This is a genomic window from Pseudomonas mosselii (genome assembly GCF_019823065.1).
Classification (GTDB): domain Bacteria; phylum Pseudomonadota; class Gammaproteobacteria; order Pseudomonadales; family Pseudomonadaceae; genus Aquipseudomonas; species Aquipseudomonas mosselii.
The window spans coordinates 5,317,661-5,342,181 of record NZ_CP081966.1 but is presented as its reverse complement, the minus strand read 5'-3'; the positions used below and the strand labels follow the sequence as shown (position 1 = coordinate 5,342,181).

20 protein-coding genes are annotated in these 24,521 nt (G+C 65.5%); 15 read left to right on the top strand and 5 right to left on the bottom strand.

From position 1 onward, the window contains the following. The first annotated feature begins 52 nt into the window (after positions 1–52). From K5H97_RS24820 to K5H97_RS24790, 7 genes are all read left to right on the top strand, one after another. Positions 53–1,939: a DUF1302 domain-containing protein gene (locus tag K5H97_RS24820; RefSeq protein ID WP_028689524.1), complete on the top strand. Its 1,887-nt coding sequence runs from the start codon at positions 53–55 to the stop codon at positions 1,937–1,939. Positions 1,940–1,964: 25 nt separating this feature from the next. After that, complete coding sequence (locus K5H97_RS24815; RefSeq protein ID WP_028689525.1) at positions 1,965–3,329, top strand: DUF1329 domain-containing protein; 1,365 nt, start codon at positions 1,965–1,967, stop codon at positions 3,327–3,329. 222 nt (positions 3,330–3,551) lie between these two features. Next, on the top strand, positions 3,552–6,269 hold the full coding sequence (locus K5H97_RS24810) for a LuxR C-terminal-related transcriptional regulator (protein WP_028689526.1): 2,718 nt from the start codon (positions 3,552–3,554) through the stop codon (positions 6,267–6,269). Positions 6,270–6,426: 157 nt separating this feature from the next. After that, positions 6,427–8,034 carry a response regulator gene (locus K5H97_RS24805; protein WP_028689527.1) on the top strand — a complete coding sequence of 536 codons (1,608 nt, stop codon included), beginning with the start codon at positions 6,427–6,429 and terminating at the stop codon, positions 8,032–8,034. Then, positions 8,031–8,723 (top strand): sensor histidine kinase, encoded by a 693-nt coding sequence (locus tag K5H97_RS24800; RefSeq protein WP_028689528.1) that lies wholly within the window; start codon positions 8,031–8,033, stop codon positions 8,721–8,723. Before K5H97_RS24805 ends, K5H97_RS24800 begins: the two co-directional genes overlap by 4 nt. Positions 8,724–8,828: 105 nt before the next feature. Then, positions 8,829–9,473 (top strand): MBL fold metallo-hydrolase, encoded by a 645-nt coding sequence (locus K5H97_RS24795; protein WP_028689529.1) that lies wholly within the window; start codon positions 8,829–8,831, stop codon positions 9,471–9,473. A gap of 95 nt (positions 9,474–9,568) precedes the next feature. Beyond that, positions 9,569–10,288 (top strand): OmpA family protein, encoded by a 720-nt coding sequence (locus tag K5H97_RS24790; protein ID WP_028689530.1) that lies wholly within the window; start codon positions 9,569–9,571, stop codon positions 10,286–10,288. A 117-nt stretch (positions 10,289–10,405) separates the two neighbouring features. Here the strand turns inward: K5H97_RS24790 and pta are convergent, their stop codons facing one another. Both pta and K5H97_RS24780 read right to left on the bottom strand, forming a co-directional pair. After that, positions 10,406–12,496, bottom strand: coding sequence for a phosphate acetyltransferase (pta, locus tag K5H97_RS24785; RefSeq protein WP_028689531.1), 2,091 nt, complete (start codon positions 12,494–12,496; stop codon positions 10,406–10,408). 32 nt (positions 12,497–12,528) lie between these two features. Then, the gene (locus tag K5H97_RS24780) at positions 12,529–12,831 is read right to left on the bottom strand and encodes a DUF3565 domain-containing protein (RefSeq protein ID WP_028689532.1); all 303 of its coding nucleotides are present in this window, start codon (positions 12,829–12,831) and stop codon (positions 12,529–12,531) included. On the opposite strand from K5H97_RS24780, the gene K5H97_RS24775 reads away from it, so the two are divergent. Continuing rightward, positions 12,830–13,315, top strand: coding sequence for an FKBP-type peptidyl-prolyl cis-trans isomerase (locus K5H97_RS24775; RefSeq protein ID WP_028689533.1), 486 nt, complete (start codon positions 12,830–12,832; stop codon positions 13,313–13,315). The two genes, K5H97_RS24780 and K5H97_RS24775, sit on opposite strands and share 2 nt — an antisense overlap. 146 nt (positions 13,316–13,461) lie before the next feature. After that, a complete protein-coding gene (locus K5H97_RS24770) occupies positions 13,462–13,944 on the top strand; it encodes a glutathione peroxidase (protein ID WP_028689534.1) in 483 nt (160 codons plus the stop codon). Between the two features lie 272 nt (positions 13,945–14,216). Here the strand turns inward: K5H97_RS24770 and fecA are convergent, their stop codons facing one another. The 3 genes from fecA to K5H97_RS24755 form a co-directional block, all read right to left on the bottom strand. Further along, positions 14,217–16,526, bottom strand: a complete 2,310-nt coding sequence (gene fecA, locus K5H97_RS24765; protein ID WP_051555636.1) for a TonB-dependent Fe(3+) dicitrate receptor FecA — start codon at positions 16,524–16,526, stop codon at positions 14,217–14,219. Between the two features lie 108 nt (positions 16,527–16,634). After that, a complete protein-coding gene (locus tag K5H97_RS24760; RefSeq protein ID WP_028689536.1) occupies positions 16,635–17,561 on the bottom strand; it encodes a FecR domain-containing protein in 927 nt (308 codons plus the stop codon). Continuing rightward, a complete protein-coding gene (locus tag K5H97_RS24755) occupies positions 17,558–18,052 on the bottom strand; it encodes a sigma-70 family RNA polymerase sigma factor (RefSeq protein ID WP_028689537.1) in 495 nt (164 codons plus the stop codon). Before K5H97_RS24755 ends, K5H97_RS24760 begins: the two co-directional genes overlap by 4 nt. A 179-nt stretch (positions 18,053–18,231) precedes the next feature. Here K5H97_RS24755 and K5H97_RS24750 point away from each other — a divergent pair, with 179 nt between their 5' ends. From K5H97_RS24750 to K5H97_RS24725, 6 genes are all read left to right on the top strand, one after another. Next, positions 18,232–18,537, top strand: coding sequence for a DUF3649 domain-containing protein (locus tag K5H97_RS24750; RefSeq protein ID WP_028689538.1), 306 nt, complete (start codon positions 18,232–18,234; stop codon positions 18,535–18,537). Further along, entirely contained in the window at positions 18,534–20,096 is a 1,563-nt protein-coding gene (locus K5H97_RS24745; protein ID WP_028689539.1) for a PepSY-associated TM helix domain-containing protein, read from the top strand. Before K5H97_RS24750 ends, K5H97_RS24745 begins: the two co-directional genes overlap by 4 nt. Further along, a complete protein-coding gene (locus tag K5H97_RS24740) occupies positions 20,096–20,422 on the top strand; it encodes a DUF3325 domain-containing protein (RefSeq protein WP_028689540.1) in 327 nt (108 codons plus the stop codon). Before K5H97_RS24745 ends, K5H97_RS24740 begins: the two co-directional genes overlap by 1 nt. A 4-nt stretch (positions 20,423–20,426) precedes the next feature. Next, entirely contained in the window at positions 20,427–20,978 is a 552-nt protein-coding gene (locus tag K5H97_RS24735; RefSeq protein WP_028689541.1) for an RNA polymerase sigma factor, read from the top strand. Then, on the top strand, positions 20,975–21,946 hold the full coding sequence (locus tag K5H97_RS24730) for a FecR family protein (RefSeq protein WP_028689542.1): 972 nt from the start codon (positions 20,975–20,977) through the stop codon (positions 21,944–21,946). The genes K5H97_RS24735 and K5H97_RS24730 overlap by 4 nt, the downstream gene beginning before the upstream one ends. Positions 21,947–22,100: 154 nt before the next feature. After that, a complete protein-coding gene (locus K5H97_RS24725) occupies positions 22,101–24,503 on the top strand; it encodes a TonB-dependent siderophore receptor (RefSeq protein ID WP_028689543.1) in 2,403 nt (800 codons plus the stop codon). Positions 24,504–24,521 lie beyond the last annotated feature (18 nt).

The following is a 24,521-nucleotide window of genomic DNA, read 5'->3' as shown; positions in this document are numbered from 1 at the left end:
CGTTTCTGAAAGGACTCACTGCCATAACAAAAAAGTACATGGAGTAGCGTCGATGACATCTGCAAACCTGTTCTGGCGCCGGGCGAAACTGCCCCTGGCCGTCAGCCTCGCTTCTACGCTCGCAAGTCCTGCTTTCGCGGTCAGCTTCAACATCGGTGAAATCGAAGGCCAGTTCGACTCGTCGCTCTCCGTTGGCGCCAGCTGGTCGGCTGCCAACCCCAACAAGAACCTCATCGGGGTCAACAACGGCGGCAACGGCCTGTCCCAGACCTCTGACGATGGTCACCTGAACTTCAAGAAGGGCGAGACCTTCTCGAAGATCTTCAAGGGCATCCACGACCTGGAACTCAAGTACGGCGACACTGGCGTGTTCGTTCGCGGCAAGTACTGGTACGACTTCGAGCTCAAGGATGAAAACCGCGAGTTCAAGGACATCAGTGACTCCAACCGCAAGGAAGGCGCCAAGTCCTCGGGCGCTGAACTGCTCGACGCCTTCGTCTATCACAACTACTCCATTGCCGATCTGCCGGGCTCGGTGCGCCTGGGCAAGCAGGTCGTGAGCTGGGGTGAGAGCACCTTCATCGGCGGCGGTATCAACTCGATCAACCCGATCGATGTATCCGCGTTCCGACGTCCGGGTTCCGAGATCAAGGAAGGCCTGATCCCGGTCAACATGTTCTATGTCTCCCAGAGTCTGACCGACAACCTGTCGGCCGAGGCCTTCTACCAGATCGAATGGGATCAGACGGTCGTCGACAACTGCGGCACCTTCTTCTCCCAGCCCGACATCATCGCCGACGGTTGCACCGACAACCTGCGTGTGCTGAACAGCAGCCGTACCCTCAATGCCTTGCCAGCAGCAGCGCGGGGAGTGTTGGCCGCCAATGGTGTCAACTACAACGAGGAGGGCGTGCTGGTTCGCCGTGGCGCCGACCGTGACGCTCGTGACAGTGGTCAATGGGGCGTCGCGTTCCGCTACATGTACGAGCCGTTGGACACCGAGTTCGGCGCGTACTTCATGAACTACCACAGCCGCGCACCTATCTTCAGTGCCACCGGTGCCTCGCGTGCGACCTTTGCCCGCGCAGCTGCGCTGCCAGCGGCATTGCGGTCACTCGCGCCGCTGATCGTGGCGGGTAACTCGCAATACTTCGTCGAGTATCCGGAAGACATCCGTCTCTACGGGCTCAGCTTCTCCACCACCTTGCCCACCGGCACCGCCTGGAGCGGCGAGATCAGCTACCGCCCCAACGCGCCTGTGCAATTGAACAGTACTGACATCCTGTTTGCTGGTGTAAAACCACTGGGGGGGCCGTTGTTCGGCAATGCTTCGGTACTGAACGGCCAGCCAGGAGAAGACCTTCACGGTTACAAACGCAAGGAAATCACCCAGTTTCAGACCACCTTCACCCACTTCTTCGACCAGGTCATGGGTGCCAGCCGCATGACCCTTGTCGGTGAAGTCGGTGTCACCCACGTCGGTGGCCTGGAGAGCCGTGACAAGGCCCGTTATGGTCGCGACCCGGTCTACGGCCCGGGTGACCTGCCTGGCAATGCCTGCCGTCTGCTCAACACGAGCACCATCGGTGGCTCCGGGTTGGGCAGTTCGTCTGCCAACCTGACGCGCAATTGCGAGGGTGACGGTTTCACTACCAGCACCTCGTGGGGCTATCGTGCGCGCGCCATCTGGGATTACAACGACGTCTTCGCAGGGGTCAACCTCAAGCCCAGCGTGGCCTGGTCCCACGACGTTTCGGGTTACTCCCCGGGCCCAGGCGGCAACTTCGAGGAAGGCCGCAAGGCGGTCAGCCTTGGCCTGGACGCCGAGTACCAGAACACCTACACGGCGAGCCTGTCGTACACCAACTTCTTCGATGGCAAGTACACCACCGTGGATGACCGCGACTTTGTCGCCCTCAGCTTCGGCGTGAACTTCTAAGAAACCTGATCCAGGACGACACACAATGAAAATGACCACACGTCTGCTGCAAGCCGGTGTACTGGGCATGTCCCTGCTGGCAACCAGCGTCATGGCTGCGGTTTCCGCCACCGAAGCGGCCAAGCTGGGCTCCACACTGACACCGATGGGCGCGGAGAAGGCTGGTAACGCCGATGGCTCGATCGGCCCGTGGGAGCCGCTGTCCAAGAGCGCCGGCAGCGTCGATGCGAAGGGCTTCCTGTCCGACCCCTACGGCAGCGAGAAACCCCTGTTCACCATCACTGCGCAGAACGCCGACCAATACAAGGACAAGCTCTCGCCTGGCCAGCTGGCGATGCTCAAGCGCTATCCGGACACCTACAAGATCCCGGTGTACAAGACCCACCGCGGCTCCACGGTACCGGACGATGTGTTCGCCGCGATCAAGGAAAACGCCACCAAGACCACCCTGGTCGCCGGCGGCAACGGCCTGGAGAACTTCCGCACCGCCGTGCCGTTCCCGATCCCCAAGGATGGCCTGGAGGTGATCTGGAACCACATCACCCGCTACCGTGGTGGCAGCGTGACCCGCCTGGTCACCCAGGCCACCCCGCAGCAGAACGGCTCGTACAGCCTGGTGTATTTCCAGGACCAGTTCGTGTTCCGCGACAAGATGAAGGACTACGATCCGGCCAACCCGGGCAACATTCTGTTCTACTTCAAGCAGGAAGTGACCGCCCCGGCGCGGCTGGCCGGGACCGTACTGCTGGTCCACGAGACACTCGACCAGGTCAAGGAGCCGCGCAAGGCTTGGATTTACAACGCCGGCCAGCGCCGTGTGCGCCAGGCGCCGCAAGTGTCGTACGACGGCCCGGGTACTGCCGCCGACGGCCTGCGCACCTCCGACAACCTGGACATGTACAACGGCGCGCCGGACCGTTACGACTGGAAGCTCGAAGGCAAGAAGGAGATGTACATCGCCTCCAACGCCTACAAGCTGGACGATCCGAAGCTCAAGTACAGCGACATCATCAAGGCCGGGCACATCAACCAGGACTTGTCGCGTTACGAGCTGCGCCGCGTCTGGCACGTGGTTGCCACCCTCAAGCCGGGTCAGCGCCACATCTATGCCAAGCGTGACTTCTACATCGACGAGGACACCTGGCAGGCTGCGGTGATCGACCAGTACGACGGTCGCAACCAGTTGTGGCGCGTTTCCGAGGCCCACGCCCAGCCGTACTACAACGTGCAGGTACCCTGGTACACCCTGGAGGCCATCTACGACTTGCAGTCGGGTCGCTACCTGGCCTTGGGCATGAAGAACGAAGAGAAGAGCGCCTACAACTTCGGCTTCAGCGCCAGCAAGGCCGATTTCCAGCCGGCAGCCCTGCGTCAGGCGGGTGTGCGTTGAGCTGACAGTCGTCGCAACTCCGTTTGATCTCCCAGAACGCCCCGGCTAGCCGGGGCGTTTCTGTTTGTGCGGGCGTGAAGTCGAGCGGCCTGTCGCTGCTGTTTCTTTTTGTCGTAGTCTTTTTAGGGCAAAGCGCCTGCATCATCTTCAAATGCGCAGCGTTTGCCGCTAGTCTCGCAACAAGCCCTTACGCCGCCCTATTCCAATCAGAACGAGCCGGCCATGACAGACCTGTCCCGTACCCACGGAGTCGCCAGCCAGGCCTTGGGCCTGCTGGATGGGCGTTTCTTCCGGCCGCCGCTGCCGGAAGCGCACGTCCCCAGAGCACGCCTGTGCCAGCGCCTGCAAAGTGGCCTGGGGGGGCGTCTGTTACTGGTGAACGCACCGGCGGGGTTTGGCAAGAGTTCGTTGGCCATTGAGTTCTGCCAGGCACTGCCCAGCCACTGGCGCAGCCTCTGGCTTGGCTTGAGCCAGCGCGATGCTGATCCGGGGCGTTTTCTCGAACGCTTGCTCGAAGGCTTGCAGCAGTTCTGCCCGGCACTTGGCGGCCAGGCCCTGGGGCTTTTGAAGATGCGCCAACGGCATCAACCCTTCGCCTTCGAAGAGTGGCTCGACGGCCTGCTTGATGAACTCGCGCTCTACCTGCAACCGGACACGCCCTTGCTGCTGGTACTGGATGACTATCACCTGGCCCAGGGGCCGGTGCTCGATCGTTGCCTGCAGTTCTTTCTCAACCATCTGCCGGCCGGGTTGGCCCTGCTGGTCACCAGTCGTCAACGGCCCGACTGGCACCTGGCGCGCCTGCGCCTATCGCGCCAACTGGTCGAACTCAACGAGCAGGACCTGCGCCTGACCCCCGATGAAGCGCTGGCCGTGATCGGCCGCCAACCCACCGGTTTGCGCGGCCAAGCCCTGGACAACCTGATCCAGCGCAGCGACGGTTGGGTGGCAGGGCTGCGTTTCTGGCAACTGGCGGCCAGCGAGTCCGGCGAGGACCACGCCTTGCCCCAGGCGCTGCATGGCGGCGAAGGGCTTATCCGCGACTACCTGCTGGAGGAAGTCATCGACATCCTGCCGGCCCCCGTGCAGGCGTTTCTCTACGAGACTGCTTGCCAGGAGCGTTTCTGCGCCGAATTATGTGACGCCCTGCGCGAGCGCCATGACAGCGGCGAGATCCTGAGCTATCTGCAGGCCCACCAGGTGTTCCTGGTGCCGCTCGACGAGCATGGGTTGTGGTTCCGCTATCACCACCTGTTCTCCGACCTGCTGCGTAGCCGGCAGGCCTGCGAGCCACTGGCGGGGCTGCACCTGCGTGCCTGCCGTTGGTTCGAAGGGCAGGGCCTGCTGGACGAAGCGGTGGAGCAGGCCCTGCGCGCGGGCCACTTGGACGTGGCGGCGGGCCTGGTACAGAGCCTGTCCGAGGAGCAACTGCTGGCGGAGCAGAATGTCGGCATGCTGCTGCGCTGGAAGATGGACCTGCCCGACAGCTTGTTGATCAGCACGCCCAGGCTGATCGTCCTGTATAGCTGGGCCCTGGGTTTGGCCTGCCAACTGGACGCCTCCGAGGAGCTGGCGGCCTACCTGAGCCGCTTCCTGCCCGCACCGTCGGCCACGGCACAGAAGTCGATGCTCGCCCAGTGGCTGGCCCTTAGCGGGGTCATCGCCCGTGGCCGCGGCGATCGCGAGCGGACACTCGCCTACTGTGGCGAGGCGCTGCAGAGCTTGCCGAACAAGCGCTACGGTCAGCGGCTGGTGTGTCTGTCGACCCTGTCGAACCTGGCCATCGCCGATGGCGATTTCTGGCGAGCGCGGGGCTGGAACCGCGAAGCACTCGAATTGGCGCAACGGGTCGGCAACCCGCTGTTTGAGGCCCTGGCCCATTACGATCGGGCGCGAGTACTGCACGCCCGGGGTGAGGTGCTGCGAGCCCTGGACGAAGTGCGCCAAGGATTGCAGCGGTTGCAGGGCCTTTCGGGGCAGCGCCTGTATGCCGTGCGCGCACGCCTGACCTTGTACGAGGGCTACTTGCTGGCGGCCCGCCTGCATTGCGCCCAGGGCCGTGCGCGCTTGCGCGCCGGGCTCAGCGAGGCGCGCAGCTGCCGCGACATCAGCGTCCTGATCGGGCATTGCGTGATCGCCTCGTTGGACGGTCGCGAAGGGCGTTTTGCCGAAGCGTTCTCGGAACTGGCCGAGGCGGAGCGGCTGATGCATATCTGGGATGTGCCGCCGATCTTCTACCTAGCCATGATTACCCTGGTGAAGTGCGAGCTTTGGTTGGCCCAGGGCCGAACGGACCTGGCCGAGTCCTGGCTGCTGCGCTTGGGGCAGACCTATGGTGGCGAGCAACCTGCGGCCGCACCGGAGTTCCACCCGTTGTTGCCACTGCACATCGAATTGCAGCAGGCCTTGCTGGAACGGGTGCTGGCCCGCCCCGGTGACGCCGAAGCGCGGTTGCGCACGCTGGTCGAGCGGGGCCAGGCCAGCGGTGGCATGACGCTGGTGGTCAGCGCTCAGTGCCAATTGATCGCCCTGCTGCTGGCCGAGGGGCGTGACGCCGAAGCGGCCAAGTTGCTCGCATCTGCCCTGGAAGCGGCCCAGGGCGGTGCCCTGCAGGCCTTCCAACGCTTGATCGAAGAGCAGCCACACTGGCTGCGCGAGCAGTTGACGGGGCGTGCGGCCTGCCCGGCGCAGAGCGATCTGCTGGCCCATCTGCCGCAGGCGCTGGCTACCGGCGGGGGGGCCACCGAGGCTCTGAGCAGCCGTGAGTTCGCCGTGCTGGAACTGATCGCCCAAGGCTGTTCAAACCAGCAGATCAGCGAGCGCCTGTTCATCTCCCTGCACACGGTCAAGACCCACGCCAGCCATATCAACAGCAAGCTCGGTGTCGAGCGCCGCACCCAGGCGGTGGCCAGGGCCAAGACCCTTGGCTTGCTGGTCTAGTGGCTTAAGGCGAGGTCGGCCGTTAAGATGGCGGCTTTAGGCCATCATTCGGCGTTACCTTTCCGGGCTCATCTTTCCCGAACCGCTGCCGATACAGACCTCGGCGGTATGCATCGCCACGCGCCACTTCCCCACTTTTTCAATACAGGTCGTGTTGATGCTGCAGTATGGGCAAAAAAGCTTTCTGATCGTCGACGACTTCACCGACTTCCGAACCTCGACCCGTTCGATGCTTCGCGAGCTTGGCGTGCGGGACGTCGACACCGCCGACAGTGGCGAACAGGCGCTGCGCATGTGCGGGCAGAAGCGTTACGACTTCATCCTCCAGGATTTCCACCTGGGTGACGGTAAGAAGAACGGCCAGCAAGTGCTCGAGGACCTGATCCTCGACAAGCTGATCAGCCATGAATGCGTGTTCATCATGGTCACCGCCGAAAGCAGCCAGTCCATCGTGCTCAGTGCCATCGAGCACGAGCCCGACGCTTACCTGACCAAGCCCTTCAACCGGGTCGGCCTGGCCCAGCGCCTGGAGAAGCTGACCCAGCGCAAGACGCTGCTCAAGCCGATTCTCCAGGCCCTCGACCGCAGCCGTCCGGCCGAAGTGCTCGCCGCCTGTGCCGAGTTGTGCAAGAAAGACCCGCGCTTCGCCCCGCTGTGCCTGCGCTACCGCGCTGACGCACTGCGCGATCTCAATCGCTTCGAGGAACTGGAGAAGTTTCTCAAGAACATCCTTGCCAGTCGTCCGCAGCCCTGGGTTTACGCGGCGCTCGGCAGCCTGCTGCACAAGCGCGGGCAGAACGCCCAGGCCCAGGGTGTCTACGAGCAGGCCCTCAAGGCCTTCCCGATCATGCCCAACCTGTACGATGGCATGGCCGAGGTGCTGGTGGCCCAGGGTGAGACCCGGCGTGCCCAGCACATGCTCGAGGAGGCGGTGCGCCTGTCGCCGCTCGCCGTGCGACGCCAGGCCGCGCTGGGCAAGTTGGCACTGGACAACGCCGACTTCGAAAGCGCCTCCAAGGCTTATCGCCATGCGGTGAACCAAGGGCAGAGTTCGCGCTACAAGGACGCCGAGAGCAACCTGGGGCTGGTCCAGGCGTTGATGAACAAGAACAGTGGCAACGGTCTCGACGCCCGTACCCGGGTCGAGATCAACACCGTGCTCAGCGAGGTGGCCAAGGAGAATGTCGAGGACCAGGGCCTGCAGGTGCGTGCGCGGTTAATGAAGGCCGCCAGCCTGCAGCAGGCTGGCGATCCAGAAACCGCCGCCAAGCTCACTGAGCAGGCCATGCAGCGTCTGGAGAAGATGGACCAGTTCTTCTCCGTGGAGGCGGCGCTGACGGTGGCCAGGCAGCTGCAGCAACTTGGCCAGGACGCGGCGGGTACCTCGATCCTCAAGGGGTGTGTGGAAACCTACGGCGACGACCCCAAGGTCATGCAGAGCGTCGCCAAGCTCACCGACGATCCGCTGGTGCTGGGGGCGGTGACCGAAGCCGTGGACCTCAACCGCCAGGGTGTGCGCAGCTACCAGGGCGGTCAGCTCAACGAAGCGCTGGGCATGTTCCGCAAGGCGTTGTCGCTGCAGCCGAAGAACATCAGCATCGCCCTGAACACCGCCCAGGCCCTGCTGCGTATCGGCGGCGAGACGCCACCGCCGGCACTGATGCAGGAGTGCCGCGACTGTCTCACCAGCGTGGCCGGCATTCCCGCCAGCGACAGTCGCTATGACCGCTACCGCAAACTGCACATCCGGGTCTTCGGCGCATGAACCAGGACAACCAGGGGCTGGACTTCTCCACGGTGATCGCCTCCACCGTGCACGACCTGAAAAACTCCCTCGCGGCGCTCACCCATGCCCACAGCCAATGGCTGGCGCGCCTGCCCGAAGCGCTGCGCGGCGGCACCGAGCAGGGTGTGGTGGAGCATGAGCTCAGCCACCTGAACGGTATGCTCGTGCAGTTGCTGGGGCTGTACAAGCTGGGCGTCAACCAGCTGCCCATCTGCCCGGACTACCACGAGCTGGACGACTTCCTCGAGGCCCAGCTGGCGGCCCAGGAAGAGGTGATCAAACACCGCGACATCCTTGCCACCTGGCGCATCGAGACCGAGAGCCCGCTGGGCTTCTTCGACCGCGAACTGGTCGCCTCGGTGGTGGCCAATGTGCTCACCAACGCCATCCGCTATGCCGGCCATGCCCTGCTGATCAGCATCGAGGAAGAGGGCGAGCAACTGGTGATCAGCGTCAACGACGACGGCGCCGGTTATCCACAGCGCATGCTCGAACGCCAGCACGACTATGTGCAGGGTATCGACTCGCAGAGCGGCAGCACCGGGCTGGGGCTGTACTTCGCCGCGCGAATTGCCGCGCTGCACGAGCGCAACGGGGTACGCGGGCGGATCGAGATTGCCAATGGCGGGACACTGGGGGGCGGTTTGTTCCGGTTGTACCTGCCTTGAGATCTGCCGCGTTCGTCAGCTCTTTCAGAGGCTTTGATCACGAGTTGGCATACCGCAGGCCTGGCGATAGTCTTGTCGGACATCCGTGATTTCTCCAGGCCAACAATGAACGCTCTACCTTCAACCCTCATCCGCGAAACCTTCCCCGTCGGCCCGCTGCAGTGCAACTGCACCCTGATCGGCGACCCGCTCAGCAAAAAGGCCATCGTCGTCGACCCGGGCGGGGACGAGCAGAAGATCCTCGCCCGCCTGCAGCATCATGGCCTGACCCTGGTGAGCATCATCCACACCCATGCCCACTTCGACCATTTCCTCGCCTCGGGCAAGCTCAAGGAACTGACCGGTGCCACGCTGCACTTGCACAAGGCCGACCAGCCGCTGTGGGAAAACCTGGAGATGCAGTGCCAGATGTTCGGCATGCCCTACACGCCGGTGCCGTCGCCGGACCGCTGGCTGAGCGACGACGAGGAGCTGGCCTGCGGCTGCGGCGTGGCCTTGCACACCCCAGGGCATACGCCGGGTTCGATGAGTTTCTGGTTCGCCGAGCACAAGCTGCTGATCGCTGGCGATACGCTGTTCCGTCGTGGCGTAGGGCGCACCGATTTGTGGGGTGGCGATCAGCGGGCTATCGTTCGATCCATCAAGGAACGGCTGTACCGCCTGGATGAGGAGGCCATCGTGGTGACCGGCCATGGCCCGGACACCCGCCTCGGCGACGAGATGCGCGAGAATCCGTTCGTGCGCGCCTGAGGTTTCATGGAATTTTTCCGCCGCGCTGCAATCCAAGGCTGGCATAGATCCGTAGGTGATCCGCTGCACTTTTGAATTTCAGTAGGAGCTTGTCCATGTTCACCATGCGTCGTCTGATTATCGTCGCTACCGCCGCCGCCCTGATGTCCGGTTGTGCCAGCCCCAACCCGTATGACAACCAGGGCCAGGCGCAGGGCTCCACAGGGATGAGCAAGACCGCCAAGTACGGTGGCCTGGGCGCGCTGGCCGGTGCCATTGCCGGTGCCGCCATCGATCACAACAACCGTGGCAAAGGCGCGCTGATCGGCGCCGCCGCGGTGGGCGCCGCCGCCGCCGGCTACGGCTACTACGCCGACAAGCAGGAAGCCGAGCTGCGCGCCAAGATGGCCAACACCGGCGTCGAGGTGCAGCGCCAGGGCGACCAGATCAAGCTGATCATGCCGGGCAATATCACCTTCGCCACCGATTCGGCGAACATTTCCCCAAGCTTCTACTCGCCGCTGAACAACCTGGCCAACTCGTTCAAGCAGTTCAACCAGAACACCATCGAGGTGGTGGGCTTCACCGACAGCACCGGCAGCCGCCAGCACAACATGGACCTGTCCCAGCGTCGTGCCCAGGCGGTCAGCACCTACCTGACCTCCCAGGGCGTGGATTCCTCGCGGGTCAGCGTGCGTGGCATGGGGCCGGACCAGCCGATCGCCAGCAACGCCGATGCCAATGGCCGTGCGCAGAACCGCCGCGTCGAGGTCAACCTGAAGCCGATCCCGGGTCAGCAGTATGACCAGCAGGGGACTGTGCAGCAGTATCCATAAGTCGCCTGGCTGCAACCGATCGCGGGGCAAGTCGCATCGGCGCACCGCCGCTCCCACGCCATCCACTCATGGCGTGGGAGCGGCGGTGCGCCGATGCGACTTGCCCCGCGATGCTTTCTAGCGTTCGGTACTGGCCTGAATCGCCGTCAACGCGATGGTATGCACGATATCGTCCACCTGCGCCCCACGGGGCAGGTCGTTGACCGGCTTGCGCAGACCTTGCAGCATCGGCCCGAGGCTGACGCAGTCGGCGCTGCGCTGCACCGCCTTGTGCGTGGTGTTGCCGGTGTTCAGGTCGGGGAACACGAACACCGTGGCGCGTCCGGCCACCGGGCTCGACGGCGCCAGTTGCCGGGCGATCTCGGGGTTGGCGGCGGCGTCATACTGCAACGGCCCGTCGATCACCAGGTCGTGCTCGGCCTGCTGCGCCAGGCGCGTGGCTTCGCGTACCTTTTCCACCTCCTCGTCGCTGGCCGCCGAATCGCTGGAATAGCTGAGCATCGCCACCCGTGGCGCGATGCCGAACGATTCGGCGGACTCGGCGCTCTGCCGGGCGATTTCGGCCAGCTCGGCGGCGCTGGGATGCGGGTTCATCACGCAGTCGCCATACACCAGCACCTGGTCGGGGAACAGCATGAAGAACACCGACGACACCAGGCTGCTGCCCGGCGCCGTCTTGATCAGCTGCAAGGCCGGGCGGATGGTGTTGGCCGTGGAGTGCACCAGGCCGGAGACCAGGCCGTCCACTTCGCCGAGGGCCAGCATCATGGTGCCGATCACCACCGGGTCTTCCAGCTGCTGCTCGGCCATCGGCGCGTTGAGGTTCTTGCTCTTGCGCAGCTCGACCATCGGTTCGACATAGCGGCCACGGATCAGGTCGGGGTCGAGCACCTCCAGGTCCGGCGGCAGGCTGATGCCCTGGGCGCGGGCCACGGCCTGCACGTCCTCGGGCTTGGCCAGCAGCACGCAGCGGGCAATGCCACGGGCCTGGCACAGGGCGGCGGCTTGCACCAGCAGGGGCTCGGCGCCCTCGGGCAGGACGATGCGCTTGTTGGCCTGCTGGGCGCGCTGGATCAACTGGTAGCGGAACACTGCCGGTGACAGGCGCAGTTCCCGTGGCGTGCCGCAACGCTGGTGCAGCCAGGCCGCGTCCAGCTGGCTGGCGACGAAGTCGGTGATGAACTCGGCGCGCTCGCGGTCGTCCACCGGGATCTCGCGGTTCAGCGAGTTGAGCTGGTTGGCGGTGTCGTAGGAGCCGGTGCTCACCGACAGGATCGGCAGGCCGGCCTGCAGGGCACCGCGGCACAGCTCGAGGATGCGTGGGTCGGGCTTGCTGTCGCTGGTCAGCAGCAGGCCGGCCAGGGGCACGCCGTTGATCGCGGCCATGCACACGGCGAGGATGATGTCGTCACGGTCGCCCGGGGTCACTACCAGGGTGCCGGAGGTCAGCAGTGGCACGGTGTTGGCCACGGTGCGGGCGCAGATGATGATCTTGCTCATGCGCCGCTGGTCGTAGTCGCCGGCGTTGAGTACCTGGGCGCCGAGCAGCTCGGCCACGTCACGGGTTCGCGGGGCGTTGAGCTCGGCCTGGTACGGGATGCAGCCGAGCAGGCGGAAGTCGTTGCCGCGCAGCAGCGGCGAATGCTCGCGCAGGCGCGTGGCGAAGTCGGCCATGCTTTCGTCGGTGCGCACCTTGTTGAGGATCACACCGAGCACCTTCGGGTCCCGCGGGCCGCCAAACAGCTGGGCCTGCAGTTCGACGCGACCGGACAGCTCGCTCAATACCTCGTTCTCCGGTGCCGACACCAGGATCACCTCGGCGTCCAGGCTCTTGGCCAGGTGCAGGTTGACCCGGGCGGCATAGCTGGCGTGGCGGGTCGGCACCATGCCCTCGACCACCACCACGTCCTTGCCGACGCAGGCTTGTTGGTAGAGGCGGATGATCTCCTCGAGCAGCTCGTCGAGCTGGCCGTCACCGAGCATGCGCTCGACATGCCCCAGGCTCAGGGGCGTGGGCGGCTTGATGCCGTGGGTACGGGCTACCAGTTCGCTGGAACGCTCCGGCCCGGTGTCGCCGGGGTGCGGCTGGGCGATCGGCTTGAAGAAGCCGACCTTTAGCCCCGCGCGCTCCAGGGTGCGCACCAGTCCCAGGCTGATGGAGGTCAGGCCGACGCCGAAGTCGGTCGGCGCAATGAAAAATGTCTGCATGCGTGCTTCTCGAAATAAGCGGTGCAAGGAATTCAGCGGCCAAGGGTATCGCTAACCGCCCCCTGCGCGCACCAGCCGCAGGCGAATACCTGGCCGATGCGCCGGGCGCGCTCGTCGGCATCGAGCACCCAGGGCCGGGCCTGCCACGGCGGCTGGTGGCGCAGGTGCTGGGTGTGGCCGCAGGACAGCTCGACCACCCAGTGGTCCTCCTCGTCGAGGTGGAAGCCGGTGATCCGACTGATGGGCGGCCCTTGGTCCGAGTCGCGTTCGCAATCGGTCGATGCGTTGGTTACACTTGTCCGTTCTACATTCTTTTGCAAAAGGTCTTGCCCCATGCTGATCGCCGCCAACAAGGCTGTCTCCATCGACTATACCCTCACCAACGACGCAGGTGAGGTCATCGACAGCTCCGCCGGTGGTGCGCCGCTGGTCTACCTGCACGGTGCCGCCAACATCATCCCGGGCCTGGAAAAAGCCCTGGAAGGCAAGCAGGCCGGTGACGAGCTGACCGTTGCCATCGAACCGGAAGACGCCTATGGCGAGTACTCGGCCGAACTGGTCAGCACCCTGAACCGCAGCATGTTCGAAGGCGTCGACCAGCTGGAAGTCGGCATGCAGTTCCACGCCTCGGCGCCGGACGGTCAGATGCAGATCGTCACCATCCGCGACATCGACGGCGACGACGTCACCGTTGACGGCAACCACCCGCTGGCTGGCCAGCGCCTGAACTTCAAGGTCAAGGTTGTCGACGTGCGTGAGGCCAGCGAAGAAGAAATCGCTCACCGCCACATCCACGGTGAAGGTGGCCATCACCACTGATTTTCTGCGCTAAGCTCAGAGAGTCGCCAGGCGCTCGGGCAAGCCGGACTTGCCCTCCTCAGGAGGGTGGACGGTTTGGCCGCGCGCCTTTTTAGTGGGCGGGATTCGCCCCAGCGGCAATCGGGAACCTGAGAGGGGATTTCATCATGAGTGCATTTCACGACCTGACGTTGAAGGCGTTGAACGGCGAGGACCTGCCGCTGGCCCCGTTCAAGGGCCAAGTGGTGCTGGTGGTCAATGTCGCCTCCAAGTGCGGGTTGACCCCGCAGTACAAGGCCCTGGAGAACCTTTATCAGGACTACAGGGACAAGGGCTTCAATGTGCTGGGTCTGCCGTGCAACCAGTTCGCCGGCCAGGAACCTGGCAGCGAGGAGGAGATCCAGGCGTTTTGCAGCCTCAACTATGGGGTGAGCTTCCCGCTGGGCGCCAAGCTCGAGGTCAACGGGCCGCAGCGTCATTCGCTGTACCGCCTGCTGGCGGGTGAAGGGGCCGAGTTCCCCGGCGATATCACCTGGAACTTCGAGAAGTTCCTGGTTGGCAAGGATGGCCGTGTATTGGCGCGTTTCGCCCCGCGTACCGCGCCGGATGATCCGACCGTGGTGCAGGCGATCGAGAAGGCGCTGGGCTGATTTGCGCTATTTGCCGGATACACACTCTTCAGGCCACTCCACATCCTCTGTAGGAGATCGCCGAGCCCCGTGGGAGCGGCCTTGCGTCGCGAAAGGGCTGCGTAGCAGCCCCCGATTTCCGTGTTCATGCAACAATCGCCGGGGCCGCTTTGCGGCCCTTTCGCGACACAAGGCCGCTCCCACGCTGGAACTCTGCTCCCTGCGCGACAGCGTAGCCCTAAAGGCTGGGCGATCTCCTACAGGGAAGGCGTCTACCCCTCTGGCCCGCGCTGTCAGAACGCTACCGACGTCTGCACATACAACGTTCGCGGCTCACCCACGTACTTGCCCTTGTTGTTGTCGTCGAACGAGCGGGTGTAGTACTCGCGGTTGAGCAGGTTCTTCACCCCCACCGCCACCTTCAGGTTCGAAAGCTGCGGGCCGAAGTCATAGCCGGCGCGGGTGCTGACCAGCATGTAGCCGGGGATGCGCCCGGTGCTGCCGTCGGCGCTTTCGCTGCCAGTGTTGGCGTTGTCGGCGTACTGGCTGCTCTGGAAGCTGCTGTCCAGGTTCAACTGCCATGGGCCTTCGGTGTAGCCGATCCCCAGCGTGCCCTTGTGACGGGACGAGAACGGTACCTGGTTGCCCTTGTTCGGGCCGTCTTCGCGGATGGTGGCATCGACGAAGGCGTAGCCGGCGTGCACGTCGAAACCGGCCAAGACCGGGCTCAAGCCGTCGAGGGCGTAGCGCACGCTGGTCTCGATACCCTGGTGGCGGGTCTCGCCGCGGGCGATTACCGAGTCGTTGGTCTGGTTGCTTTCGTACTGGTTGTCGAAGTTGATCAGGAAGGCGCCGATCTCGGCCTGCAGGTCGCCATTGTCGTAGCGGGTGCCGACTTCCCAGGTGCGCGCCTTCTCCGGTTTCACCTCGCCGCTGCTGACCCGGTTGGGCATCTGGCTGTACTGCACGCTGCCGAACGAGCCTTCGGTGTTGACGTAGAGGTTCCAGTTGTCGGTGAGGTGGTACATCACGTTCAGGGCCGGCAGGGCGGTGTTGTAGCTGCCTTGGTACTGCTGGCCGTTGAGCTTGTTGCTCTGCTCGGAGTCGATCATCTCGTAGCGGATGCCCGGGGTGATGGTCCAGCGGCCGATGTCGATGCGGTCGTCCAGGTAGATGGCATGGGCCTCAGTGCTGCCGCGGGTGTCGCGGTCGTTGCGGCTGGCGGTGGTCGGCAGGGCGCCGTTGACCGGCTCGCGGTAGCGCAGTTCGTGGCCCGCCTCGTTGACGTAGCGGTAGCCGATGCCCAGTTCGTGCCAGCTGTCGCCCAGGGCCACGCCCTGCGAGAAGCGGGTCTCGATGCCACGCACCCAGTACTCGCGCGGCGACAGCGAGACGAAGCTGCCCTGGTCGAGGTAGCCGCTGCGCAGGGTTTTGGTGAAGAAGCTGTTGACGCTGAACTGACGGTCGTCCTGCTTGTAGTCGTAGCCCAGGTTGAACAGGGTGCGGCGGCCCCAGAACCTGTCCTTCAGGCGGGTCGATTGGTACGGGTCGGCGTCGAAGTCGGCAGTGCTCAGGCCGCCGGGCATTTCGGCTTCACCCTCGTAGTACTGAGCCATGGCATGCAGGCTGTTGGCTTCGTCCAGTTGCAGCTTGCCCTTGAGCATCAGGTCGTCGATCTGCGTGTCGCTGTGTTCGCGCCAGTCGCTGCCGCGGGTGCCGGAGTAGAGCAGGGCGCCGCCCAGGCCGTTGGCATTGGTGCCGCCGATCAACAGGTTGGCGCTGTTCTTCAGGCCATCCTGGCTGGACGAGGGGCTGATCTGGTTCTGCATCGCCGCCTTGAAGGTGGCTTCTTCGGGGATGGCACGGGTGACGAAGTTGACGATGCCGCCGACGTTCTGCGGCCCGTAGCGCACCGCGCCGCCGCCGCGTACCACGTCCACGGCATCCATGTTGCCCAGGCTGATCGGCGCCAGCGACAGCTGCGGTTGGCCGTAGGGGGCGAAGGGCACCGGGATGCCGTCCATCAGCACGGTGGAGCGCGAGGCCAGGCGCGGGTTCAAGCCACGGATGCCGAAGTTCAGTGCCAGGTCGTGGCTGCCGGTGCCGTTGTTTTCCGGGGCGTTGACGCCGGGGATGCGGTTGAGCACTTCGCGGGCGCTGCTGGCGCCGCTGCGTTCGAATGCCTCGCGGCGCACCACGTCGCGGGCGCCGGGGTGTTCGAAGACGTTGTCCTGGCGGGCCTCGGCCAGCCAGTCGCCGACCACGGTGGATGCGCCCAGCTCGACCGCGGCGTTGCCGACCGTGGCCGGCAGCGGTTGCAGGCTGTAGGCGTTGTCGGTCTCCTGGCGCGCCTGCAGGCCGCTGCCGCGCAGCAGGGCATCGAGCCCCTGGCCGACCTCGTATTGGCCCTCCAGGCCGGGGCTGCTCAGGCCCTGGGTCAGGCCCGGGCTGAACGAGATCAGCGCGCCGCTTTCGCGACCGAACTGGTTCAGGGCCTGTTCCAGTGTGCCGGGGGCGATGTGGTAGTCGCGGTGCTCGCCGGCCAGGGCGAGCGGGGTGGCGAGGAGCAGGGCGTAGGCGAGGGGGCGCAGGCGCAGGGGCATGTGACGGAGGTCCTGTGACAAGGGGTTCTGTCTTCTCTGTCACGCGAGGTTCGGGAAATGGCTCAACTGAGTTGAAAAAACGGGTGCTCCCGGGAACGGGCCAGCCTCTTAGCCAGTTGACGCGGCTTCGAGCGACACCCAGTACCGGGTGAACCGCCGTACCTTCACCGGCAGCGTCACTTCCAGCATCTCCAGAATCCGTTCACTGTCTGCCAGCGGATACGATCCGGAAATCCGTAGATCGGCCACCCGCTCGCTGCATCCCAACTGCCCGAGTCGATACCGCGACAGCTCGGCGAGAAAGTCACCCAGGCGCATCTGCGACACCACCAGCATGCCCTCCACCCAGGCCGCCCGATTAGGGTCCAGCGGTGCAACCGCCTGCCAGCCGCCACGGGCCAAGCGCGCTTGGTGCCCGGCCAGCAGCGGTGTGCCGGTCACGCTGGCGCTGCCGCTGAACACCGATACCAGGCTGAAACCGTCGAACTGACGGACGTCGAAGCGTCCGCTGTGCAGATGCAGCTCGCCCTGGGCCGTGGCCAGGCGCAGTGGCCGTGGGTCGTTGATCACGTCGAGCAGCAGTTCGCCTTCCTGCAAGCGCACCAGGCGCTGCCGGCCGTCGAAGCGCACGTCGGCAGCGCTGCGGGTGTTCAGGTGCAACAGGCTGCCGTCGTCGAGGGCCAGGCGGCGGCGCTGGCCGACCGGGCTGCGGTAGTCGGCCATCAACCCAGGCAAGGGATTGTGTTGTTGCAGGCCCAATCCGGCGGCGCTGGCCAGCCCCGCCAGCAGCAGCGCCTTGAGGGCGCGGCGCCGGGCCGGTGAGGGCGGTGCCTGCAGGGTGGCGTGGACCACCGGGGCGGCGACGCCGCGCAGGCGCTGGTTGACCTGCTGGATATGGGCCCAGGCCCGTTGGTGTTCGCTGTCGGCCTGCAGCCAGCGCTCCAGGGCGTGGTGCTGGTCGAAACCTTCGCTCTGCGACTCGATCAGCCAATGCACCGCCTGTTCGGCGATCTGCGAGGAAAAGACTGCGTTCACAGGGCGAAGTAGCAGCGCAGGGCTGCCTTGTGCAGGTAGCGCTTGACCGTCGCCAGGGAAATGCCCAGCTCGCGGGCGATCTCGCCCTGGCTCAGGCCATCGACCTGGGCCAGCAGGAAGGCGCGTTTGACCAGCGGCGGCAGGCTATCGAGCAGGCGGTCGAGCTCGAGCAGCGTGTCCAGGATGAGGGCTTTGTCTTCCTCGCTGGGCGCCACCTGCTCGGGCTGCTGGGCCAGGGCCTGGAGGTAGGCGCGTTCCAGTTCCTGGCGGCGGAAGTGGTTGCACAGCACGCGCTTGGCCACGGTGGTGAGGAAGGCCCGGGGCTCGATCAGCTGCGGCGCCTCGCGGGCCTGGAGCAGGCGCAGGTAGGTGTCCTGGGCCAGGTCGGCGGCGCTCTGCGGGCAGCCCAGGCGTCGTCGCAGCCATCCGGTCAGCCAACTGTGATGGGCGTGGTAGAGACCTTCGACGGTGGAAGAGAGGGCACTGGACACCGATACGACTCCGGCGCCAGAAGGCGCAACTGGAAGTAAGAATTGTTCGCATTGTATTCATGCCGCCGGTGTTCGGCAATCGCTGCCGCCGCAAGGCATGCGTACCGCTGGTGCCTGCATGCTTTGCTTATGAGAATTGAAATCATTAGTATTGCACTCCCAATCCCCGGACCCTCGCCATGAAGAGCAAAGCCGCCGGCCTTCCCCTGAGCTACCGCCTGGCCGTGACCTCACGCAGCCTGGCCGCGCTGCTGGGTGGCTACCTGCTGGCGTCGATGGCCAGTGTCTGCATCACCCTGCTTGCGCCGATGACCCAGGCCGACGCGACGATGACCGGGATGATGCTGTCGTTCGTCTTCTACCTGATCGCCTTCATCGGGTGCTTTGCCTGCCGCAGCGCCTGGCGCGCCTGGCTGGGCGTGCTGCTGCCAAGCCTGGCCCTGGGGCTGATCAACGTGCTGGCCTACTGGATGAACCTGCCATGAAAGAAGGCTTCCGCCAGGCCATGGCCTGGCTGCACACCTGGACCGGCCTGATCTTCGGCTGGCTGCTGTTCGCCATCTTCCTTACCGGAACGCTGTCGTACTTCAAGGAGGAGATCAGCCACTGGACCCAGCCCGAGGTGCAGAGCCATCCGCTCGACCCGGTACGCAGCCTCGGCCTGGCCCAGCGTTACCTGGAAACCCATGCCGGTCACGCCAGCACCTGGTTCATCCGCCTGCCCAGCGAGCGCGAGGCGGCGCTGAGTGTCAGCTGGCGCGACCCGAACGGCGGTGGGCGCCGGGGTTTCACCGACAAGGAACTCGACGCCCGCACCGGCGAGGCGGTCGAGGCCCGTGACAGCCGTGGCGGCGAGTTCTTCTACCGCTTCCACTTCCAGCTGCAGATGCCCCACCCCTGGGGCCGCTGGCTGTCGACCTTCTGCGCCTTCATCATGCTGCTGGGGCTGGTCACCGGGATCATCACCCACAAGAAGATCTTCAAGGAGTTCTTCACCTTCCGCCCGGGCAAGGGCCAGCGTTCCTGGCTCGATGGCCACAACGCCATCGGCGTGCTGGTGCTGCCGTTCCACCTGATGATCAGCTATAGCAGCCTGGTGATCTTCATGTACATGGTCATGCCGGCCAGTATCCTGGCCAGCTATGGCGACAGCAGTGGCTACTTCAACGATGTGTTCGGCCGCGACGAGGTGCCCGAGGCGGTGGCCCAGGCCGCGCCGCTGGCGCCGTTGACCGAACTGTACGCCAAGGTCCAGGAACAGGCGCCGGGCGCGCGCATGGGCTACATCCAGGTGCACAACCCAGGCGACCGCAACGCCCGGGTCACCTTCACCCGCGCCTCGGCCGACAGCGTCGCCTACCAGCGCAGCGCCACCTGGACCTTCGATGGCGTCAGTGGCGAGCTGCTGCGACGCGGCGCGCCGGAAAGCGTGGCGATGACCACCTCCTTTACCTTTGTCGGCCTGCACATGGGCAACTTCGCCGGGCCCTGGCTGCGCTGGTTGTACTTCGCCTTCGGCTTGGCCGGCACGGCGGTGATCGGCACGGGCCTGGTGATGTGGCTGGGCAAGCGCCAGCTCAAGCATGCCAAGAGCGAGCGCATGCCCGGCGAGCTGCGCCTGGTCGAAGTGCTGAACATCGCCAGCATGAGCGGCCTGTTGCTGGGCGTGGCGGCGTTCTTCTGGGCCAATCGGTTGCTACCAACGACGCTGGACGGCCGGTCCGATTGGGAGATCAATGCTTTCTTCCTGGCCTGGGGCGCGTCTTTGCTCCACGCCATATTGCGCAGCGGGCGCCGTGCCTGGGGCGAACAACTGACGCTGGGAGCGCTGGCGTTCGCCTTGCTACCGCTGCTCAACGCGTTGACCACTGACAAGGGGTTGGATCACTCCATCGCCGCGGGTGACTGGGCGATGGCCGGTTTCGACCTGACGGCCCTGGCCACCGGCGTGTTCCTGGCCTGGGCTGCCGGCAAGATGCTGCGTGCGCCCAAGCCGGTCGCCAAGCGTGCGCGACGCACCGCCACGACCGTGGAGGCGAGCTGATGCTGGGGGTCGCGCTGATGGGCTTCGCCGGTTTCGCCGGCCTGTGCCTGGCCATGGAAAAACACTTCAACGACCTGCTCGGGCGCAACCCCACGGGCCGGCAACTGCGAGCCTTGAAGCTCGCGGGCTGGGTCTTGCTGTTGCTGTCGTTGATCTTCGCCGTGCTCGGGCGCGGCTGGGCCCTGGGCCTGGTGGAGTGGATCGCCGTGCTGATGGCCGGCGTGACCCTGTGGGTGTTCGGCCTGCCTTACCAGCCGCGCCTGCTGCTCGGGGCGGCGTTCGCCAGTCTGGTGCTCGGGCCGCTGTTGGCCGTGCAGGCGGTCTAGGTCCTTGAGCGACTCCGAAGCCGGCGGCGGTCGGGCGCGTTTTCTCCAGGTGTTCCTGGCCCAGCGCGCGCGCATGGAAGCGCTGGTCAGCCGGCGCGTCGGCTGCCGCGCCACGGCGTCGGACCTGGTCCAGGACCTGTTCCTGCGTTTCTGGCGGCGCCCCGAGGTGAAGGTCGAGGCGCTCGACACCTACCTGCTGCGCAGCGCCAGCAACCTGGCCATCGATTACCTGCGCAGCGAAGGCAGCCGCGACCGCGCCGCCGAAGGCCTGCACGACCTCGACGAGCCGCAGGGCAGCCAGCTCCCCGAGCAGGCCCTGGAGGTCGACCACGACCTGCAGCGTATCGAGGCGGCCCTGCGGGCGTTGCCCGAACGCACCCGGCAGATCTTCCTGCTCAACCGCATCCATGGCTGTACCTACGGCGAGATCGCCAAGGCCATGCAGTTGTCCCAGAGCGCGGTGGAAAAGCATATGATGCGCGCCCTCGAAGCGTGCAAGGCGAGCGTCGCCGAACCCGCGTCCCCACTGCGCCGGCCAGGGAGCGCCCGTCGATGAGTCTTGAACAGCCGATCACTGCCGCACAGTCCCAGGCCGCCCTGCGCTGGCTCGGGCGCATCCAGCAGCAGCCGGCGCAGGCCGAGGGCGCGGCGTTCAAGCGCTGGCTGCTGGAGAGCCCGGCCCATCGCCAGGCCTACGCCGAGGCCCAGGCGCTGTGGCGCTTGAGCGAGGCGCCGGCGGCGCGGCTGGCGGCCGAGGAGCAAACGAGTCTGCAACAGTACCTCGACGCCATGCGCCGGCCCGCGCGCAAGCGGCCTTGGCGCGGCCTGGCGGTGGCGGCAAGCCTTGTGCTGGCGCTCGGCTACGCGGCGGGCTGGCAGCCGCAGTTCTGGCTGCAGGACCTGCGTGCCGACTACTCCAGCGGCGCGCAAGTGCGCCAGGTGACCCTGGCCGACCGTTCGCGCCTCACCCTGGATGCCGGCACGGCCGTGGCGGTGGATTTCGCCCAGGGCGAGCGGCGCGTGCGCTTGCTGCGCGGCGCCGCGTTCTTCGAGGTGACCCATACTGGCGAGCCATTCCTGGTGGATGCCCAAGGCGGGGAGGTGCGGGTGCTGGGAACCCAGTTCGAGGTGCGCGAGCAGGGCGAGGGTGCCCAGGTGACCGTGCGCAGCGGGCGGGTGGCGGTGGCGGCGGCCGAAGGACAGGTTGCCCGCGAGCTGACGGCCAATCAGCAACTGGCCTATGCCGGCGGCGTGGCCGGTGGGATCGAGGCGGTGGACAGCGACAGCCGATTGGCCTGGCGCCAGGGCTGGCTGAACTATTACCAGGTGCCGTTGGCGCAGGTGATCGAGGACCTTGGGCGTTACTATCCCGGGCGGATCTTGTTGCTCGACGGGGAGCTGGGGCAGCGTAGGGTCAGTGGTAGTTTTCCAGTGGCGCAGCCGCTCGCCGCACTGGATTCGCTGGGCAAGGTGATGGGCTTCTCACGGCAGACGGTGCTGGGTCGGCTGACCGTCTTGCGTTGACCTGTTCCGACGCTATCGCGGGCTCGCCCCGCGATAGCGTCGGTGACGCAAAATTTTTTCGATCAGGTGATGAGGTATCCCCCCACGGCATCCGTGTAGTGAGTGGAAGTGCGATTCATTCGCAAACGATCATCCCTCTCACAGGTCCGCGTCCATGAAGTTCACCCCGCGTTGCGTCCCGCTCTGGTTCGGCCTCTGCTCCCTGCCCGCTATCGCCATCGTGCCCCAGGCCCTGGCCGCGCAGCAGAGCCAGGTCTACAGCTTCGCCCAGCCAAGCCAGCCGCTGGCCCAGGCACTCAACGCCTTCAGCCGCGCCACCGGGCAGAGCGTGGTCTACACCCTGGCCCTGCCGGATGTGCAGGCCCCGGCACTCAACGGCACCTTCGACGCCGACCAGGCGCTGCAGCAGTTGCTCGGCAACTCGGGCCTGGCCTGGCGCCGCCTCGACGCCCGCACCCTGACCCTGGAGCCGGTCGACAGCTCCGGCGCGCTGACCCTGCAGGCCACCACCATCAACTCGCAACTGGACGACTACAGCTACCAGCCGCCGGCCAGTGCCACGATCATGCGCGGCCAAGGCGCGACGCTGGACATCCCCCAGGCCGTCAACGTGGTCCCGGCCCAGGTGATCCGCGATCAGGCGCCGCGCAACCTGGATGATGCGCTGTACAACGTCAGTGGCATCACCCAGGGCAACAATTTCGGTGGCACCGCCGACACCGTGATGAAGCGCGGCTTCGGCGACAACCGCGATGGCTCGATCATGCGCGACGGCATGCCGATCGTGCAGGGCCGCGCCCTCAACGCCAGCACCGAGCGGGTCGAGGTGCTCAAGGGGCCGGCCTCGCTGCTGTATGGCATCCAGGACCCGGGCGGAGTGATCAATGTGGTCAGCAAGCGCCCGCAACTCCAGCAGTACAACGCCCTGACCCTGCGCGGCTCGACCTATGGCAGCGGCAAGAACGGCAGCGGCGGCGGCCTGGACAGCACCGGGGCGCTGGGTGACAGCAACCTGGCCTACCGTCTGATCGTCGATCACGAGGACGAAGACTACTGGCGCAACTACGGCGTGCACCGCGAGTCGCTGGTGGCCCCGTCGCTGGCCTGGTATGGCGAGGACACCCAGGTGGTGCTGGCCTATGAGCACCGCGAGTTTCTCTACCCGTTCGACCGCGGCACCGCCTTCGGCAGCGACGGCCACCCGTTGAACATTCCCGCCACCCGCCGCCTCGACGAGCCGTTCAACGACATGGAGGGCCGCTCCGACCTGTACCGCCTGGAGGTCGATCATCGCCTGGACGACGACTGGAAGCTGCACTTCGGCTACAGCTTCAACCGCGAGACCTACGACGCCAGCCAGGTCCGCGTGACCGGCGTGGATGAAAGCAAGGGCACGCTGTCGCGCAGCATCGACGGCACCCAGGGCGCCCTGAGCCGTGATCAGTTCGCCACCCTCAGCCTCAACGGCAGCGTCGAGCTGGCGGGCATGCGTCACGACCTGGTGGTCGGTGTCGATCACGAGGACCGCAAGGTCTACCGCGCCGACCTGATCCGCCAGACCAGCCGCTCGAGCTTCAGCTACCTGAATCCGGTCTATGGCCGCGAAGTGCAAGGCACCAACGTGCGCGCCAGCGACAGCGACCAGACCGACAAGCTGCGCACCGACTCGCTGTTCCTGCAGGACGCCTGGCACCTGGACGAGCACTGGATCCTGGTCGCCGGCGGGCGCTTCCAGCAGTACGACCAGTACGCCGGTCGCGGCCGGCCGTTCAACGTCAACACCGACACCAGCGACCAGACCTGGGTGCCCCATGCCGGCGTGGTGTACAAGGTTGATGACCAGCTGTCGTTCTATGGCAGCTACAGCGAGTCGTTCAAGCCCAATTCGACCATCGCCCCGCTGAGCCTCGGCGGTAGTCGCACCCTGACCCTGGACTCAGGTATAGCGCCGGAGGAGGGCAAGTCGTGGGAACTGGGGGCCAAGCTCGATGTGCCGGGGGCGTTGACCGGTACCCTGGCGTTGTTCGACATCACCAAGCGCAACGTGCTGGTGGCTGATGGTGACACCCAGCCGGGCACCATTCTCTACAGCAACGCAGGCGAAGTGCGCTCACGGGGCGTCGAGCTGGACCTGACCGGCCAGCTCAGCGAGCGCTGGAGCTTGATCGGCGCCTACGCCTTCATCGACGCCGAGGTGACCAAGGATCCGCAGCTCAAGGGCAATCGACTGCAGAACGTCGCCCGGCATAGTGGTTCGCTGTCGGCGGTGTATGACTATGGCAGCCTGTTCGGCGGTGATCGCCTGAGACTTGGGGCCGGTGCGCGCTATGTGGGGGAGCGTGCGGGGAACGCCACCAATGACTTCGACCTGCCGGCTTATACCGTGGCGGATGCCTTTGCCAGCTACGAAACAAAATGGGACGAGCACAAGGTGCGGTTGCAGTTGAACGTGAAGAACCTGTTCGACAAGGTGTATTACAGCTCGGCGGTGAATCGGTACTTCGTTGCGGTGGGGGATGCGCGGCAGGTAAGTCTGTCGAGTACATTCGAGTTCTGAACGTCAGGACTGTCATTT